The organism is Flammeovirga sp. SJP92 (genome assembly GCF_001583495.1).
In the GTDB taxonomy this organism is placed as follows: Bacteria; Bacteroidota; Bacteroidia; order Cytophagales; family Flammeovirgaceae; genus Flammeovirga.
This window is the reverse complement of sequence record NZ_LQAQ01000082.1, coordinates 25,370-44,892: the sequence shown is the minus strand read 5'-3', so window position 1 is coordinate 44,892 and position 19,523 is coordinate 25,370. Positions and strand designations below refer to the sequence as shown.

Annotated in this window: 8 protein-coding genes; 1 reads left to right on the top strand and 7 read right to left on the bottom strand. The window is 35.9% G+C overall.

Annotation, left to right across the window (positions count from 1 at the left end; genetic code table 11):
- Positions 1-358 precede the first annotated feature (358 nt).
- The 4 genes from AVL50_RS18195 to AVL50_RS18180 form a co-directional block, all read right to left on the bottom strand.
- Entirely contained in the window at positions 359-3,721 is a 3,363-nt protein-coding gene (locus AVL50_RS18195; RefSeq protein WP_082795907.1) for a two-component regulator propeller domain-containing protein, read from the bottom strand.
- A 677-nt stretch (positions 3,722-4,398) separates the two neighbouring features.
- The gene (locus AVL50_RS18190) at positions 4,399-6,918 is read right to left on the bottom strand and encodes a glycoside hydrolase family 2 TIM barrel-domain containing protein (RefSeq protein WP_062617914.1); all 2,520 of its coding nucleotides are present in this window, start codon (positions 6,916-6,918) and stop codon (positions 4,399-4,401) included.
- A gap of 124 nt (positions 6,919-7,042) precedes the next feature.
- On the bottom strand, positions 7,043-8,653 hold the full coding sequence (locus tag AVL50_RS18185) for a sulfatase (protein ID WP_062617913.1): 1,611 nt from the start codon (positions 8,651-8,653) through the stop codon (positions 7,043-7,045).
- A gap of 263 nt (positions 8,654-8,916) precedes the next feature.
- Positions 8,917-10,437: an alpha-L-fucosidase gene (locus AVL50_RS18180; RefSeq protein WP_062617912.1), complete on the bottom strand. Its 1,521-nt coding sequence runs from the start codon at positions 10,435-10,437 to the stop codon at positions 8,917-8,919.
- A gap of 1,250 nt (positions 10,438-11,687) precedes the next feature.
- Between AVL50_RS18180 and AVL50_RS18175 the strand changes: the two genes are divergently transcribed.
- Positions 11,688-13,040 carry a PP2C family protein-serine/threonine phosphatase gene (locus tag AVL50_RS18175; RefSeq protein WP_172826877.1) on the top strand — a complete coding sequence of 451 codons (1,353 nt, stop codon included), beginning with the start codon at positions 11,688-11,690 and terminating at the stop codon, positions 13,038-13,040.
- Positions 13,041-13,567: 527 nt separating this feature from the next.
- Here the strand turns inward: AVL50_RS18175 and AVL50_RS18170 are convergent.
- The 3 genes from AVL50_RS18170 to AVL50_RS18160 all read right to left on the bottom strand — a co-directional run bounded on the left by AVL50_RS18170 (position 13,568) and on the right by AVL50_RS18160 (position 19,462).
- Positions 13,568-16,357 (bottom strand): triple tyrosine motif-containing protein, encoded by a 2,790-nt coding sequence (locus tag AVL50_RS18170; protein WP_062617910.1) that lies wholly within the window; start codon positions 16,355-16,357, stop codon positions 13,568-13,570.
- 679 nt (positions 16,358-17,036) lie between these two features.
- Entirely contained in the window at positions 17,037-18,365 is a 1,329-nt protein-coding gene (locus tag AVL50_RS18165; RefSeq protein ID WP_082795905.1) for a glucoamylase family protein, read from the bottom strand.
- Positions 18,365-19,462: a LamG domain-containing protein gene (locus tag AVL50_RS18160; RefSeq protein ID WP_062617909.1), complete on the bottom strand. Its 1,098-nt coding sequence runs from the start codon at positions 19,460-19,462 to the stop codon at positions 18,365-18,367. Before AVL50_RS18160 ends, AVL50_RS18165 begins: the two co-directional genes overlap by 1 nt.
- Positions 19,463-19,523 lie beyond the last annotated feature (61 nt).

Below are 19,523 nucleotides of genomic sequence, written 5' to 3'. Positions count from 1 at the left end.
TATTTGAAGCCTATTTAAAAGAATGTATAAAAACATATAACTTTATAAGACCACACATGTCATGTTATATGAGAACTCCTATTCAGATGCATAAAACAAGAGGTAAGAAACGAAGGACTTATCGGACAGTAAAAGTCACACAATAAGCCTCGAAATTTATTGAGGTGAAATTGACAGCGAAGCGAATCAATTTTGCATCAATAAATTTGAGGAACTCGCGGTAGCGAAATAAAAACTGAAGGCTACCTATAAAAAAGACCCAATAATTTTTAAATTATTGAGTCTTATATCAAAATTAATTCACTAAAAAACTGTATCGTTTTTTCAGGGCATTACATTCTAATTAAAACGATAGCTTTTAGAACTCAATACCTAAAATAGTTATATCGTCTCTTTGTTCAGTTTGACCTTGGTGATCTTTCATGCTATCAATCAAGGCATTATGCTGATAGGTTAATGACTGACTTACCGTTTGTTCTAGCAAAGCGGTTAATTTCGTAGAGCCGAATTTCTTTCTCTCATCGTTACATTGATCAATATAACCGTCTGTCATCAAGAAAACTCTATCACCTTTTTCGATAGATCTTGTATGAACATCAAAACTCTTTTCTACTTTCTTCTTACGGATACCTCCAATCGCAATACGGTTACCGTTGATTTTCTCTAGCTCGCCTTTTTCTCTATTGAAATAGAAAATAAAACTTTTTGCTCCTGAGAAATGTAATTTGCTTTTTCCATCAACGAATGGATCAATACGCATCACAGACAAATCCATACCGTCTTTGTTATTTGACTTTTCTTGTTTTAAAGCCGACTTAATTCCTAAGTCCAACTCTTTTAAAATCAAGTCCGGTTCGTGAATATTGTTTTCGTTGACAATTTTTGAAAGCAAGTTGGTACCAATCATCGACATCAATGCACCAGGTACACCGTGTCCTGTACAGTCTACACAAGCTACAAATAATGTATCTCCTGCTTTTTTACTGATCCAATAGAAATCGCCTGATACAATATCTTTGGGCTGGAAAATTGCGAAGAAGTCGCTGAAGTTAGAATAAATAAGGTCTTTTTCCGGTAAGATAGCTTGTTGCATCGTTTCTGCATAACGAATACTATCCGTCACCTTTTTATTCTTTCTCGTGATATCTAAATTGGCTTCTTGCACTTGTTCGATTAGTTTAGAAACCTCTTCATTTTTATCATAAAGTGCTTGATTTCTTTCAGAGATGATCAAGTTTGTTTCAGACAAGTGGTCTCTTTGAATCTCCAGCTCCTCTGCTTGTTGCTGTAACTCTTCCGCTTGTTGTTGAATTTCGTCAGCCTGCGTTTTAATTTCAATTGTTCTTTCTTCTACTTTCTGTTCTAATTCTACTTGCTGTGCTTGTAATTGCTTTACTCTCACTCTATACCCTAATGCAACCAATGCAATTAAGCCAAGTAAAATAAGAAGCTGAACAATTGGGCGCTCATACCAGAATGGCAGTTTGATAATGGTCACTTTTGCGGAGTTTGTATTCCACACTTGATCATTGTTACATGAAATCACTTCAAACTGATATTCACCTGGAGGAATGTTCGTATAAAATGCTTTTCGTGATGAACGGCTATCAATCCACTCCTCATCATAACCGGTCAATTTATATTTGAAGGCAACCACCTCAGGAGCGACAAAACTTAAACCTGTAAATTTAATTTCAAGACGTTCATTTCCTGCAGGAATAGTCACTTCATTTGATTTCTTGAAATCTTGCTCTTCGTTATTAATATAGACCTCATTGATCAATACATTTGGAGGGAAGGGATTGACGTATAAGTTTTCTGGATTCACTACAACAATACCTCCTAACGTTGGAAACCAGATTTCGCCATTTTCTCTTTTTAATGAAACACCATTGGCAGTCGCATCATTTGATGCTAAACCATCATTGTGGTTGTATAATTTAATTTCTGTATTTTCTTTCTCTCCAGAACGAATAGCCAATAAATCACGCTTAGAAACGGTATAAATACCATTATTACAGGTCACCCAAAACGTCTGGTTTTTATCTTCTACTAAATCAAAAACGGTGGTGGTAATACCAATTACTTTGTTGCCAAACTCAAAAACACTTCCGTCTTTATAGCAGAAAATACCATTGTTTGTTCCGTACCAAATCGTCCCCTCTTTATCTTCATATACTTTAAATACAATCTGATTTTTCAAATTATTTTTCTTCATGAAGTTCTCAAACTTCCCATCTTTATAGGTCGTCATACCTTCACGAGTACATATCCACAATTGATTTTGGCTGTCCTCGTACATTGACAGAATAAAATTGTCAATCAAACCATCTTTCATAAAGAACTTCTCAATAGAGCCATCTGGATGAATTACATTTAAGCCATTGGCTGTACCAACCCAGATATTATTTTGATGGTCTTCCAACACCTGACGAGCATAATCATTCGATAAACCGCTGGCCGTAGTAAGCACCGTTGTAGTGTGCCCTTGATCAGTACTTTTGATTAATCCCTTTTTAGAACAAACCCACATCACACCTTTGCTATCTACAAATGCATCTTTCACCACTGGTGTGATCAAGTGCTTGGTGATACGGTGCGTAAAGAAATCTCCATCTTTGTAAATACTAATTCCCTCATCAGTACCCACAATAAACTCTCCTTCATGATGTCCTTTTCTGATAGAATAAATCACATCATCAATCACCCCTTGTTCCTCTTGGTAAGTGATGAACTTTCCGCGGTTTAATAGGTAAATACCCGAATGATAAGTGGAAACCCAAATACTTCCCTCATGATCTTCCGTTATATCAAGCACAATATGCTTATCAATCTTATCATTTTTGACGATATGGCTGATGTTGCCATCAAAAAACTTAGACAATCCTGATTCTGTACCAATCCATAAGGCTCCAAACTGATCTTCATAAAGCGCCGTTACATGTTTGTTGGGCAGTTGGTCTTGAAGCGGGAAAGGCTGTACTTTCTCATTTTGATCTATAAAAAACAATCCCTCTTTTGTACCTACCCAAAGCTTACCTGTTGCAGATTTAAAAACCGCGTTGATCTGATTGGAGGTGAAGTTTGAATTGTTCTTATTGAAATTGATTAATTTATTATCCGCTACACCATACAGACCTTTTGTATTTGTACCTACCCAAAGCACATCATTCTTGCTTGAATAGATGGTTGAAATATGCGTATTCTGTAATTCTGGAGTAATGCCTTCTGTGATGAATTTATTTTCATGAGGAGCATAGAAAGCCAATCCGTTGGAGGTTCCCACCCAAATCTTGCCCTTTTGATCTTTACTGATAGAGGCAATAATATTACTTGGAAGCCCTTCTTGTGTTCGGAAAGAGCTCCAATCTTCATCCGTTTCTTTACTCAAACCTCCTTGAGTACCGATCCACAACGTATCTTTATCTTCAAGCATGGCCTGAAAAACTCTGCCGTGTATCTCTTTGGTATTGGAAGGCGTAAAAAATGTTTTTTGAACCCCATCGAATTGTATTAATCCGTTGTACGTTCCGATCCAAATGTATTTATCATTAGTTTGCTTAACAAATAAAGCACCGTTGTTAGGTAACCCGTCCTTGTCAGTGTACACCTTCATCTTATATTGAGAAAGTGACAACTGGGAAGTGTTCCTTAGTTGTGCCTTTAAAGAGGTGGATAAAATGAATAAAAGTAGAAAAATACTTACGATTTTATTTTTCATAAGGTAGTTTACCGAAAGTCAAAAAAATATGAAAGTTTAAAAGTAATTTCAACTATACAATAATGATGTCCATTTTCGTAATTCTTATTTTTATAGCACCGAATTAACATATGTTTGGATTTTCTTGACATAAGATTAACAAGGAAGGCCTGTTTTTATGCTTTTTGAGGTAAAAACTGAAGGTAGGTTTTTCTTTGTACAGGTCGCCTGATGTAACATTAACTATTAATTTACGTTTTGCTAGCATTCAAATTTCCCCTTCCAAACTTCCTTCTTCTTCGCTTTGTTTTGAAATAAAATGAAACAAAAATTCAAAGTATTGAAAGGAAAAGTACTACTAAACAAAATGGTTAAAATCCACTGATAAGTACTAAGTCAAAAATAAATGATAATTAATTCTTCATTATTTTTTGTGAGTACAACGCTGAAAAACGTATAAATAGTGGTTCTATTTAAAGTTTTTTAAAGGCAACAACGCTGAAAAACGTATAAATAGTGGTTCTATTTAAAGTTTTTTAAAGGCAGTAATCAGAAAAAATAATATGAATAAGTGTTATATAATTTTGTCTTAGTACTTATGAATGTTAAGTGATAGCATCAACAGTACCTTTCAAATCATTAAAAACAACAAAAGCCCATGACTATTAATCATGAGCTTTTAACGAATAACAGACCTTTTATTTCAATTCTATTACCACTTCATTACTCTTTACATCTCCAACACTCACATACACAGTAGCATCACCTTTCTGATCCATAGACCTTACCATAGCCAATGCTCTGCCTTTATGAGATTTTACGTGATTAGTGTTATGTGGCGATACGTTCATTTCTGAGCCGTTATCAACACCAAGCAAATCCAGCTCTTCAGACACATGGAATGTCACTTCCTTTTCTGCGTTTTTGATTTCATAACCTTCCTCGTCAAACATTTTTACAGTGATATGTGCCACATCGTATTGGTTGGCTTTCATTTGAGTTTGATCTGATGCCAGGACTATTTTAGCAACTTCCCCTACAGTATTCAACACATATTCTTCTACCTTCTGACCATTGTTATAACCCACCACTTTCAACTCTCCTTTGTGATAAGGCACTAACCATTTGATGATATTATCACTGTCAGAAAAATCAGCAAGAGATTGTTTCCCAAGGCTTTTACCATTAAGGAAAAGCTCAGCTTCTTCGCAATTGGTGTACGTTTGCACCACAATATCTTCTCCTGTTTTGTAATTCCAATGTTCGTTGACATTATACCATTCCCACAATCTCAACTCTGCCCACACGGGAGGTTTTCTTAACTGTATATCGAACTTCCAACCGTCTTTCTTAGTGTAAGAATATTCTGATGCATCAACCGGCGTTGTCACCATATATACTTTAGGGTCTTCTTTCCATAAACATTCAAAAAAGTGTCCCCTTGGATTCTTAAAGCCTGCAAAATCAAAGAGAGAAATATTCAAGCCTTTTCTTGGCCATAGCCCTGCCTCTCCTAAATAAGCGAAACCTGTCCATACAAAAATACCTGGGATAAAGTCTCTTTCCTGCACTGCTTTCCATTCAGAATAAGCTACCCAGTTTTCAGAACCTAACATCATTTTATTTGGAAATGCCTCATGTGCTGCATCATAATCAATCTCTCTGTAATTAAGACCTAAAATATCTACAGCATCAGCATATCCACTGGCAAAAGCGATGGAAGGACGCACACTTCCACATACCGTCGGACGGGTTGTATCTTCTTCCTTCACCCATTTCGATAGTTGATGTGCTATAATAGACAATGAATCTACTCCACCTGTCACCTCTTCAAATACGGGCTTAATCACAGTAGTATCAAAAGTAGGTGTATCTTCATATTCTCTGATCCCTTTTTTAAGCTTTGCATAGGTCTGAGAATATGCAGGGAAAGTCCATTCGATCTCATTACCAATACTCCACATAATCACTGAAGGATGGTTGTAATCTCTTCTGATTAAATCCTTAAGATCACGTTCTGCCCACTCTCTAAATACTTCAGGGTAGCCTTCTGAAATGTCTTTTGAAGCTTTTTTACCACCTAGGCAATTCATCATTTTAGCTTTAGGAACATACCATTCATCAAAAGCTTCATTCATCACCAAGAAGCCCATTTCATCGCATAAATCCATTAATAATGGAGAATGTGGATTATGTGCCATTCGGATCGCATTTACGCCTACTGATTTTAATTTCTTCAAACGGAATAACCAGTGGTCTCTTACTGCAGCAGCTCCCACTGCTCCCACATCATGATGCAGATTGACGCCTTTGATCTTTACGTTTCTTCCATTTAAGAAAAAGCCTTTTTTGGCATCAAAATTAAAAGCTCTAATACCGAATTGCTCCACGATTTCATCTACCATTTTGCCGTTATTCAAAACTTGAATTTTTGCCGTGTAAAGATGTGGCGTTTCAATTCCCCAACGCTTGGGTTGCAGTACTTGTAGTTTCTGATCTACAATATCTCCCGTAATGGCTTTGGCTTCACTTTCTGCAACTACCGTGTTCTTTTCATCCATCAATGTAATTTTCACAGAAGTGTGATCCGTTTTCCCCTTAATAGTGGTTTTCACACGCACAAAAGCCTGTTTAACTGTTACTTCAGGTGTCGTAATCTGCACTCCCCATTGAGGAATATGCGTCTTTGCTGTTTTCACTAACCGAACATCACGGTAGATACCTGAACCTGTGTACCAACGTGAATCTACAAAGTTGGAATGATCTACTTTTACAGCGATCACATTTTCTTCACCATATTTTAAGTGATTTGACAATGTGTACGAAAAACTTGCATAACCACTCGGTCTAAACCCTAATTTTTCGCCATTGATATACACTGTGGAGTTACAATACACCCCATCAAATTCAATCCAAATTTCTCTGTCTCTATCCGATGCCGGCACCGTAAATGTCTTACGGTACCATCCAATTCCTCCTTCAGTAAAACCAGTACTGGAAGCTCCTTTATCTTTTTGATAACCCCCTAAAATACTCCAATCATGAGGCAATCGAATGTCTTCCCAAGAAGTATCATCAAAAGTAATGTTTTGTGCATTACTGATGTCGTTTTTGGAGAATTTCCAACCAAAATTAAAATCATCGACCGTTCTTCTCCTGACCTGAGAACAAGAGGAAAACGTAAAAAATAGTATAAGTAATACTATGAATGGTTTCATACCTTTTCTATCTGTTAGTTGCGTTTATGAATTTTGAAATTCAAGGTAAAAGAAATACCCTCTCTTTGAGTAAAAAAATTTAATCAAAAGAGAGGGTATTTATCTCACAGATAAGAAAATGTTCTTATTCTGCTAACGTTTTTGCATCCCAATGCTTCTCTACAATCGCTTGAATCTTCGGATAGTTCTCATCCGTTTCATTCAGCTCTTCTCTTTGTTTTTTCAACTCTGATTTTAATTGAGCAATGATCTCTTGGTATTTTGGATCATTATAGCGGTTGTGTAATTCTTCAGGATCGTTTTTCAAATCATAGAATTCCCAAGTCGGAGGCGTCTCTCTCTCTATTCCATAATATTGCTTGGCCCAGTAGTGCTTCGCAAACTCAGACTCCGGCAAATAATGTTTTCCATAATAGAATACCAATTTGTAGTCTTCCGTACGCAAGCCAAAGTGAGCCGGCACGTAATGATGGATAATGTGCATCCAATAACGATAATAAGTTGCCGTTCTCCAGTCTTTTTCTTCTTTCCCTTTTAGTGTTCGAGCAAAGCTTTTTCCTTGCATATACTTTGGTGCTTTCCCTCCTGCCATTTCAATTAATGTAGGTGCGAAATCGGTGTTATTAATCAAAAGATCAGTATCTCTTCCCGCTTCAATTCCTTTAGGATAATGTACAATAAAAGGCATACGCATCGATTCTTCATAGATCCAACGTTTGTCTTGCAAATCATGCTCTCCCAACATCATTCCTTGATCTGCCGTGTAGACAATGATTGTATTTTCCCAAAGTCCTTCTTTTTTCAAATAATCAAATAAACGTCCTAAGTTGTCATCCACACCTTTCACACAGCGCAAGTATCTTTTGAGGTAATCTTGATACGCTACATGCGCCGATTGCTGTCCTTTTAAAGAATCTTCATGGAAGAACTTATTGTAATTTCTATACATATGACGATCTGAAACCGATGTACCAATATAGTTGATCAAAGAATCATTGGCACCTCTAGTTGCTTCTGAACCCCAGTTGGGTTGATAATATAAACTTGAAGGTTCAGGAATTTCAGTAGCGGCCAAGTAGTCTTCATAACGTGGTGCATACTCAAAGAAATCATGAGGTGCTTTATAGTGGTGCATTAGGAAGAAAGGCTTCGATTTATCTCTATTTTCCAAGTAATTGATCGTCACATCTGTTATCACATCACTTGAATGACCTTCTGTTTTTACTTTGTTTTTAGGCCACTCTCCTTTTCCTTTCTCATGGAATGTTGGATTAAAATACTTTCCTTGCCCCGGCAAAACTTTATAGTAATCAAAAGCAGTCGGTTCAATATGCAAGTGCCATTTACCAATGATGGCCGTGCTGTACCCTAGCTTTTTCATTTCCTTAGGCAAATACTGCTTTTCAGGATCTAAATGAATATCCAAATCCAAAACGCCATTGGTTTGAGGATACTGTCCTGAGATAATAGAGGCTCTACTTGGTGTACAAATTGAATTGTTGCAAAAAGCATTATTAAAACGAATACCGCCATCTGCCAGCTTATCCAAGTTGGGCGTAGGATTTAATGATGACAACCTTCCTCCATACGTGCCAATGGCGTGTGCCGCATGATCGTCAGACATTATATAAATGATGTTAGGTTGCTTTTTTTGAGCAAAAGAGATTGCTGAAGACAACAAGAATGTGAGTAATATTCCTGTTTTTGTGAGTGTTTTAAGAATAGATATTTTCATTTCAGTTATTATTATAATGTCTATTTCTAATGTTAATGATGGTGCTCAGTCTGTTTTGAGCCAGTTTATGTAATAAGTATTTATGAATAAAATGGATTGTGATATGATCCGTAAAATGGTTCGTGAGGACGTTGCAATGCAACGTCCCTACAAAGGATTCAATTCATCTAAATCTAAAAATTGAAAATCTATCGCCCTGTAGAGTCACAATGCCTTGTGGCTCACGAACCATGACAAAATCCATTATAAAAACCAATTCCAGGTTATTTATTATCTTTAAAATTGATCTTAAATACATAAGCAAAATCACATGGCTTATCTTTAGGAAGCGTTACATTCAATGCACCTTCCGTTCTTTCCCATTGCAATTTCCCTTTGTGACCAATCAATTCTACATCTTTTACTTTTGAATTATAAGCAATTAAACCTAATGATTTGATAGGCAATACTCCTGATTCAGGCCAGCCTAATGCAATAGCATATAACTGATCTCCTTTTGTGGTGAAACGGATATCTTCAGCTCCAAAACCATCAAATTTCTGATCGGCTAAGTGACCACTTTTTGTTTTCGTTGGCCCTTCTCCAAAAATCAACCAAGGACGGCTATCGTAAATTGCTTCTCCATTTAACTTTAACCACTCACCCATCTCCAACAAACGCTCCTTTTGCTCTTGAGGAATTGTACCATCAGGATGTGGTGCAACATTCAGTAACAGACAACCATTTTTACTGACAATATCCACAAGATCATCAATCAAACGGTTCGTAGGATAACATTTTAAGTCTGATGCATAAGACCAAGAAGACTTTGAAATAGATGTATCCGTTAACCATGGATCAGGATAGATATCCGGCATACGTTCACGCTCCAAATCTACCGTTCCTACACCCAATGGGAAGTCAGGGCGCTTAAACGTAAATACTCTTTCTACATTATTTTGAGCACTGTGATTATGTACATAGGCCACCATTTGCTTTCTGATATCTTCCGACAAAATTCTAACTCTGTTATCAAACCAAAGTAAATCAGGAGAGTAACCATCCACTACTTCTTTTACTTTTTCTAACCAAATTCTTTCAAACTCAGGACTAGGCATTGGGTAAGATCCTTTTTCATCTCCAATCTTAAGAAGACGAGAAGTTTCAGGGATTTTAGGACCATATAAACCTGCAAATTCTGGGTTAGCACAATCGGTGTTTTCATCCCAAGTAGGATACCAACCCCAAAGCCAAGAGTGATGCAAACTGACCACGTATTTCATTCCTCTCTTCTTTACCGCTTTTTTCATCTCCGCAACCACATCGATTTTCGGACCCATTTTCACAGAGTTCCAAGGGTTCACTTTAGAATCCCACATCGAAAAACCGTCAGCATGTTCTCCAGCCGGTCCTGCAAACTGTGCCCCTGCTTTTTGGAACAATTCAGCCCACTCGTCAGCATTAAACTTCTCGCCTGTCAGTTTCGGCACTAAATCTTTATAGCCAAATTCTTTCTGATCTCCGTACGTTTCTTTATGGAATTTGTAATTCGGGTGCCAGTCATTGTACATATTTCTACCGTACCAATCTGAATTACCCGTAGCCATAGAAGCCGAGTAAACACCCCAGTGTGTGTATATACCAAATTTGGCATTTCTAAACCATTCAGGACACTCATATTGACTTAGTGATTCCCAATTTGGCTCAAAGTGTTTTTTAGCTTCTTTAGGTTGCTCTTGTTGTTTATTGCATGCTCCTATGAACAGTGCAAAGACAAATAGTGTAATTAATCTAATTCGATTCATTTCTGTAGTTATATCTATTAATTCAGTTAATTTTATTTCTAATTTTTATTCTCAAACCATTCAAAAGAAGCCGTGTTATTACTTTTCTTCCCATGTGAAGTAACCTTGAATAACCCATACAATAGTTATCACCCACCTTGTAAATTGATGGATCCGAGTGAAACCCAGAAACAATTGGATTCGTGGATGCCTCCGGTAATACTTGAGCCGTTACCTGAGAAACACTGAACAGATTGAAAAAAATATATGTGAAGAATATAAACCTATTCATTGATTTCGATCTTCTTTAAAGAATTCATTTTTAACTCTACTTTTTACTCCAAAAGTTTAGAGAATTGATAGAAGTTGTTTCATTTCATTTTGATGGTATAGTTGTGTAAAAAATCACCATCAGTTAATTCATACTTTAAACTAAATCAATTTTAAGGTATTAGAAGTGTGGTAAAAAAATTACACCCCATATAAACAATAAAATTTACACTCTTCATTAATAGATTTAATATAGACAGTACGACATCTCGTTAAACTTAGAATTTCTATAACGTTTCAAAAAAAGATACTGATTACCCACAGGTACAATTTTGCGTTTTCATTTTACACGAAAAATCACTTTAAAGATGTTACAACTTCCTCCTTTTAAAAGTTAGTCTTCCTTCCTAAAAATTGTCTTTCACTCATTAGAAAATGAGCTACTCTTAAAATTGTATTAATTGATGATTATAGATTAGTATTACTTTATAGATTCTTCTAAGAATAAGACTTCAAAACAGAAAATTAAAAAGCATAGTATATCTTATTATACCATTTTAAAGAACAGCTCTATTTTCAATTTTTCATAAAAAAGCCTTAAAAAATGAGTATATATTCACTTTTTAGAAAATCGAAATACAATTTTAAATACTAGATTACCAATACTTTCCATTTTAAAAGCAACAAAATATTCTTAGATATTTACAACAATAACTTTACAATATTATATTTGAAGCTGAAATTTGAAAGATTAACGATACTTCTTAAAAATTTGGTGCAATACTGTCATTCTTATTTTTAAATAGTATTTCAATTTTATTACTGCTAATTACGCTATTGTACTACTATGACCAACGCTAGAACGTTATGAGAGCTCTAGATGTTATTACTGCGTATTGCCGATTTAATTATTATCACTTACTTCACTAAAGTATTAAGTAAATATGAAATTTGATGTATACAATTTTTTTAAGATTAAGAGCCGTGTGTTTTTAGTTTTAATGATCATTTTTATTGGGGTACATTTATTTTTTGATTTAAAGTCTGAAGCAATAGTTTTGACAAGTTTGTCGCTGATTCAGGTTGCCATTGTCTTATTTCCACCCAAGAGACGGAAATGGATATTACACGTTCAGGTATTATTACTTTCTACCATTGTTACCGTTCTCTGCTTTATGGAAGGCGGTATTATTTCCCCAGTGGTTTTCTTCTTTATTCCTCCAATGAGTATGGGATTTCTGTTTTTTAATATCAAAACAGGCACCATCTACTCTTTTATGATTTTATGTCTCGCGATAGGCTTAACTGTCTCATCCATTTACAATTTATCTCCTTTCACACCTTTGGATATGGAGTCCTCTCAAGGGTATCTTTTCTTTACGTTAGTGTTTATTGGGGTAAGTTTGGATGTCGCCTGGACACTCCTCGAATACGAAAGAGCACGTAATAAGGCAGATCAGGAAATTCAAGCATATAATGATGAAATTTTACAACAAGAAGAAGAGTTACGTCAGCAACAAGAAGAGTTGATTTCGACACGTGAACATGAGTTGGTGCTAGAAAGAACAAAAACCACAGCATTGGAAGAGGAACAGCGAAGGGTTAAAGCGGAAAATGACCTTTTTGTGATTCAAGAAGCATTAAAATACACCTCTGAAATACAACAAATCACCCTCCCTGGAAATGAGACCTTAAAAGATTTCTTCAATGAACATACATTGATCTACAAGCCAAAAGAGTCCATCAGTGGTGATTTTTACTATGTCAACGACTATAATAAAACAACTTTAGTAGTTGTAGGAGATTGTAAAGGCCATGCCATAAGTGCAACCTTATTGACCATGGTTATCTCTGGTTATTTTGACTCCCTTCAGGAACTGCCTTTCTACCCTAGTTTGTTGATCTATAACCTACATGATTATCTTATCAATAAGTTCAATCACAAGATCGATGACAAAGAGCAATTCAAGCATGAAGTCAACCTGTCTATTGCCTATTTCCAAGGAAGTAATATGATCTATACTTCAGCAAATGGGCGTGGTATATTGGTACAGGATGATCATGTCAACGAACTTCCATATACCAACACCCCTATTGGAGATCGATTCAACTTGATTAAGAATTTCAAAGACGTCGAATACGCCTTATCTCCAGATGATGTTATTGTGATGTTTACCGATGGTTTAACGAAAATCAGCGGTTCTGAAAAAACGGAAGACTTATTGAAAATGACACAAAACTTCTATGGGAAATACGAAAAGGATTGGACCGAAAATATTGAAGAATATATCAGTGAAAAAATCGCTGATGATCAAGAAGATGACATTACTGTACTTGCTTTTAATTTGAATTAAAGCATAAGTACCTATTTCATACACAGCCATTGGAAATTGGGAGAGCTTGATTTTCAATGGTTTTTTTTATGGCTACAGGATAAATACTATTACACCAAAACACTTGAAACTATGCTTATCTAGCTAAATTATCGTCAACTTTCACTCAACATTTCTATAAGCTTTGAAGGTTCTACTTTCAACCTTCCTTCTTCTTCATTTTTGTCTTAAAACAAAAACGAAGCAAAAAATTCAAGGCTTAGAAGTCAAAAGCTAAATTCCATTCCTTTCGCCTAAATGATTTTAAACTCGCTCTGCTCAAACAAGAAAATCATTTTTAACGGCTCAATTCATGAAATTCTTAACGCTTTTCCCTTCAAGGCCGGGGAGCACTACTACCAAACTATAATGGAAGAAAGCTCAATGGCACGAATGTTAAGCGTTAGCATCATTCGTGTCCTTCATATCATCAAAAATCTCCTGATTTCTAAACACCATAAATAACGAAAACTTAGTTTACGGTGTGCTAAATATAATAAGACATCACTCTAAAACTGATTAATATAATCATACAAATTAGTACCCTTCACCAAGTTCATTTTCTTTCTCAATCTATACCTCTTTAAGTCTACACTTTTAGGAGTGATATTGAAGATTGGGGCGAGTTCTTTTGTGGAAAGGTTTACTCTGATATAAGCACAAAGTTTAAGGTCTTCTTTGGTAAGAGCAGGATGTGCTTTCTTCAAGTCTGAGAAGAAGTTTTGATGCATTTTTCTGAAAGTAGATTCGAAAGTGAGCCAGTCTTTTTTATCATCAAACTCAGTGGTAAGGATATGGTCAAGCTTGCGGATCACTTGGCTTTTATTGGCGGAATCAAAATGCTTAGCGTTATCTACCTGATGCTTTAGTTGTTTGATGACGTCTTTGTTTTTTGAGCTTTGAACGAGCAACTCTGATAAGCTTTCATTTTTATCTTGAAGCTCTTTTTGAAGTTCGTTGGCTTGAAGGATAGCGATTCTTTTTTCGTTGAGATCTCTTTGATGGTTAAGGTCTTCTCTCTTTTTCAAAAGAAGGGCCATTTTCTCTTTTCTCAACATTAAGCTATAAAACTTATGAAGGCTCCCTACCGATAATAAAACGGCTACAACATAAAGTATTAGCATTAAGTTGGACAAATAAAATGGTCTGTCTATTTCGAATTTATAATGCGAAATTTTATTGGAAGCGGTGTCTTTTACTTCAAAAGTGAACTTGCCATACGGAAGGTTTTGGTAAGCGATTTCATTCTTTTCTCCTATCTCCACCCAATTACTGTCATAGCCTATCAGGCGAACTGCGTAATTCGATTCTTCATAGTAATTTTTAGAGCTGAATTGGAATTCAACGGAGTTGTAATCAAAAGGGATTTTATCTTCTATATTACTGAGTTGTTCTTGATTTCTATGGTACCAAAACGTGACTTTTCTAATGTCAGGTTGATGCTGTTTAAAATTATATTTTTCGATGGAAGGCGTTGAGAAGAACCCTGCCCCTTGAGTAAAAGTGATCAGGAAATTATCCTTGATGTTGATGATATTTTCGTAATTGTAGATTTGATTATTGCCCAATTCTGCAATTGATTTTCGTACATGAATAGAATGGTCCTCTTTGGCGTCATAAAGCATCAATTGTCCTTCAATTTTCATAACTGAAACTTCATCAATAGGGTGAGAAATGAAAGTCAAGCCTTTTAAATCTATATTGACTGGCAAGTTATTTTTAAAGGTTACAACAGTATCATTAGTGGTCAAGAGTTTGGTATCCCCTAAATCAAAAAGTCTGTATTTGTAACTATTTTCTAGTGACTTTTTAGTGGAAAGGTTTTCAATGGATTTGAGGGACTCTAAATCTTCTGAGAGTGTGATTTTATAGATATTTTTCCATGAATCAGTCAGTAAGATAGTACCGTCATTCAATTCAATAATATCTCTTGTTAGTGAATTGATCTTTTTAATGGTGTGACTATACTCCCATTGCCCATTGATCTTATTCCAAATATTCAATCCATAATAAGAGGTTTGAAACATCACATCATCATTAAGTCTACTTTTCAGGAAAGTATAACCGCCACCGTTATTATAGACTTTTTTGAACGTCTCACCTACTTCAAAAATACCCTCATTATGTCCGCAGAACAATTGATCATCGGCGACAAAAAGATTCCAGACTTGCCCTTTTGAGCGAGGGAATAATTGGAGTTTGAGAATTGGTGCATTGATAGAATCTGTGGTATAATACAGTCCTTGATTTGTACCGATAAAGAGTTTTCCTTGAAAGATAGCAACGTCATAGATTGGTCCTATTTCAGCTAAAGGATCATTGATAAAACGAACGGGGTATTTTAGATTTACATTAGTAATTCCTTCTTCGCTACCTACCCAAAGTAATCCTTCATTGTAATGTAAAGCGTGTACTCTATTGCTCGGCAATCCATTTTTGGAATTGATATAATAATCAATCACTCCTGTATTAATATTTCCAATAATAATCCCCTTATCTAATGTTCCGAAAGCAAAACCTCCTTGATCATCAATAGGCTGGGCAACGTTTAGTCTTGCTTCTTTTAGAAAGGTTGATATCTTATTTTCATAAGGTATAAAACCCTTCCCATTCCAAAGGAATAAGCCGTTTTTATAAGTGCCAATTAGAAGTCCTTCTTTTACCTCATGAATGTATTTCACCATCCAATGTTTTAAGTCTGGGTGAATGATATTATTGGTCTCCACCAAACCTTTTGTGATGTTGATATGATTATAAAGAACTTGGTAGTAAAAAGTAGTTTCGTCTTTTGACTTGAACGCATAAGAAATATTTCCTTCTGTAAGGCTTTTACGGGTAAGGTCTTTCGTGTCGAGGTCGTAGATATAGAAAGTATTAAAGGATTGAAAAACAATCTTATTTCCGATCTGAATGGCTTTCCATATTTCATCATGAAAAGACTTTTGAGGCATTAAAGAATTGAACTTCAATACACCATTCTCCTTTTCAAAAACACCTATGGTATTCATCCCTCCCACAAAGATTTTGTCTTTATGAATCAATAAACACCTTAACGGTTCATTGGTAGGAAAAAGATTCCAACTTTCACCGTCAAATTCTAACAACCCCAAAGTATTGGCTGTATAGATCAGACCATCATCAGATTGTGTGATATACCAATTTTGACTCTCAGCATTATAATCTGATTTGCTGTAATTGGTAATCTTTGTTGATGTAAATAACTCAATAGTTTCTTGTGCGAAACTTGAAGTAGATATAAGTAATAAAGCGGTTAGTAGTAACTTAGATAGTAAAGCCATTTATTTTTCACGTAAAATAGTTTGAAGCTAAACTATAAATAATTTTAAATTGATTAAAATCTATTTTCAATTGATAACAAATCAATCACCTCATTTTCTCTAGAAGTCAGAGACTTCCAAATATCTAATAAACACAAGAGACGCTGACGCTTAACTCTTGCGCCAGGGAAATGTAGTACAACCACTGGCGCGAATGTTAAGCGTCAGCGACATTCGTGTCCTATTGATCATCAGAAATCTCCTGATTTCTAATAGATGAAAGTTTTCTTATCATATCCTTTATTCAAGAAACCTTTTATAGCATCCCACTTCCCACAATTAAGACACACTACGAATTGAAGAATTAATTAATAAAATTATGGTTGTTGGTTATCATATCCTTTATTCAAGAAACCTTTTATAGCATCCCACTTCCCACAATTAAGACACACTACGAATTGAAGAATTAATTAATAAAATTATGGTTGTTGGATCAACGTAGTGAGATGTTGTAAAAGGTCCTATTTTAAAGTATATTTTGAAGAAAAAACGGTTAGGGTGGTTCGTGTTGTGGTACGTGAGACGTAAGGCATTACGTCTCTACAGTTTACATCAATGCTAAATTGAAAGGGTGTCTCAATGTAGAGCCACAATGCCTTGTGGCTCTACATTGAGACACCCTCAAAACCACTTTTCCTAATTAATTCACCGAAGAAAAAGACCAATTCAAGGCTTCAATGCCTTTTTGGACGTCTTTATCCATCATAAAATATTTCCATAGTACACCTGAGCGGTAATTCTCAATCATAGTGATGATTGGTCCTTGATCAATGGCTAAGTAAGACTCTGCGTACCAGTCACCTTGTGAAAGATTGTAAGCATCTTTGAAGCCGTACTCACCCCACAATTTTGGTTGTTCTTCATAGAAATAACGCATAGCGGCCAATGACTCTTTTGGTGTATACACAATCGAAGATAAAGCGGCAGTAGGTGTGATGGTACCATTGTCTAGATTTTGTGATGGCTCATGTGCCATATACCCTACAAATGGATCATCACTTGCTGTTAAGCCCCAAGCGTTTTCTCCGTAATAAGGGAACTTCACTTGCTGTTTGATACACCAACGACGGTTTTCTAAGGTACGTTCTTTGAATAAGTCGAAGTAAGTTTTGCTTGTTGTTCCATCTGTGAAATGAGGATCCAAGCCGATGTATGAATAATGTACCCAGAATAATGGTTTTGCTGTATCTACCGTGAGGCTGTGCTTGTAACTGTCCTCTCCATTTTTAAAACATGTTTCATACGTAGAAGCTGGAACGGGATGCGTTGGGGAAGCGACTGCTAAAAGGTGTGTGATTTGTGTTTCATCAAAACCGTAAAGCGGCATGTTCATTTGGAAATCATACTGTGGAGACCAGTGCCAATACAATTTATCGGTTCCGTTTCTGTACCAATCCCAATCTACGCCTTCCCAAAGTGCAGTGGCAAGCGTACGTAACTTTTCTTCTGTTTCATTATCACCATCAAAGTAGTTTCTTGAAGTGATTATCCCCTCAATCAAGAAAGCAGTTTCCACCAAATCTCCTCCATCATCTTTTTGAGAGAAAGGCCTTACTTTACCTGTTGAACCATAATACCAGTGAGGAAATGCGCCGTGGAATCGATCTGCTTTTTCCAAAAACTCATACATCTTCACTAAGCGTTGAGCAGCTTCTGCTTTTGTGATATAACCTCTTTCTACGCCTACAATGATGGCCATGATTCCGAAACCTGTTCCTCCAGTTGTCACGATTTCATCATCTCCATTACTTCTCTCTCTTGACAAAGCAGATACAGGGTGTCCATAATCCCAGAAATATTTGAAGGTCGTTTCCTGTACTTTATCCATTAACTCTTCATCCGTTAAGGGTACTTTCTCCTCTTCATCATCATAGATCGGTAATTCTGGAGATACATTGATGGCCTCTGAGCAACTCATCATTGAGAGTAATAATAAGGTCAAAAGGGCTTTAATATTTATGTATTGCATTATAAATTAGCGTTATAGTTTGATTCGTAATTATAGAATGTTTTTACTTCTTCATCAGTCATTGCTTCCTGGAAGATTCTGAAGTCATCAATTCCTCCATTAAACGACTCCTGTAAATTGGTATTATTGTTCTCTACTTGAGCACCAATGATCAGGTTTGAGCCAATTCCTGCATTAAAGTGAACAGGACCTAACGCTTCGATCTCATCTACTTTTTCACCATTATAATAGACTTTTCTCACTAAGCCATCTGCTGTAATGGTGATGTTGGTCCATTTTTCAAATTCAATTTCATCTGTAAAGAAATCAACAGCACCCCAATTCGAAGTTTCGTGGAAATACATGTTTTTGATTCGGCCGTCACCTTCTCTTTTCATACTGAATCCTTCCCAACGTTGCATTGAATAGATCCACCCGGCATTGGATAGGTCAGTAGGTCTTACCCAAATCGAAACAGTCATTTTACCCGGTTTAAGATTCTCGTCATATGTTACAATGGCAGCTGTGCCTGCTTCTGTTGCATCAGAACTGTTGAAAGCACTGTTTGTATTACCAAATCTATCCGTTGTAAATCTTGCATTGTGATTTTCCACTTCATATAAATTGTCATCATCTTCAACGGTATTATTGAAGGATAAGCCAATTACCTTTCTCTCAAAAACAGTTTTTAATGAAACATTAGAAGTAGTAAATACGGACGGGTCAGAAATAAGATTATTGGCTACATCATTTCCTTTCACCAACCAGCTGTATTCTGTATTTTCTTCCAGGTCTGTGATCACAAAGAAATCATCTTGAAGGTCGCTTACTAACGGTGCCTCTGGCATTTCTTCTGAAGATTTCCATAAAAACACTTCATAAGTAAGGCCTAATTTTTCGGCAGTCCAAGTTAGTTGTACTTCTTTGTCATAAGTAATATGAGTTTGTGTATTGGAAGGGGAAACTAATTGAATGCCTTCAATAGGTTCTGGTTCTACGTTGATCGTGTCTCTTGCATCATCTGTAGGCGGTGAAGCAATTGTTTTTACATCATCTGGATTTAAACCACAACCTGCGGCGAAGGCTATAATGAATAAAAATAAGAGTTGCTTTTTCATGATATTTCTTTTTTGGAGCGTGCACCGATGTTTCAAGTATTAACCGATACTTGCTACAGAA

Excerpts from the sequence above, each read along its gene's own strand:
- AVL50_RS18195 (WP_082795907.1), bottom strand. The coding sequence starts at position 3,721 with ATGAAAAATAAAATCGTAAGTATTTTTCTACTTTTATTCATTTTATCC.
- AVL50_RS18190 (WP_062617914.1), bottom strand. The coding sequence starts at position 6,918 with ATGAAACCATTCATAGTATTACTTATACTATTTTTTACGTTTTCCTCT.
- AVL50_RS18185 (WP_062617913.1), bottom strand. The coding sequence starts at position 8,653 with ATGAAAATATCTATTCTTAAAACACTCACAAAAACAGGAATATTACTC.
- AVL50_RS18180 (WP_062617912.1), bottom strand. The coding sequence starts at position 10,437 with ATGAATCGAATTAGATTAATTACACTATTTGTCTTTGCACTGTTCATA.
- AVL50_RS18175 (WP_172826877.1), top strand. The coding sequence starts at position 11,688 with ATGATCATTTTTATTGGGGTACATTTATTTTTTGATTTAAAGTCTGAA.
- AVL50_RS18170 (WP_062617910.1), bottom strand. The coding sequence starts at position 16,357 with ATGGCTTTACTATCTAAGTTACTACTAACCGCTTTATTACTTATATCT.
- AVL50_RS18165 (WP_082795905.1), bottom strand. The coding sequence starts at position 18,365 with ATGCAATACATAAATATTAAAGCCCTTTTGACCTTATTATTACTCTCA.
- AVL50_RS18160 (WP_062617909.1), bottom strand. The coding sequence starts at position 19,462 with ATGAAAAAGCAACTCTTATTTTTATTCATTATAGCCTTCGCCGCAGGT.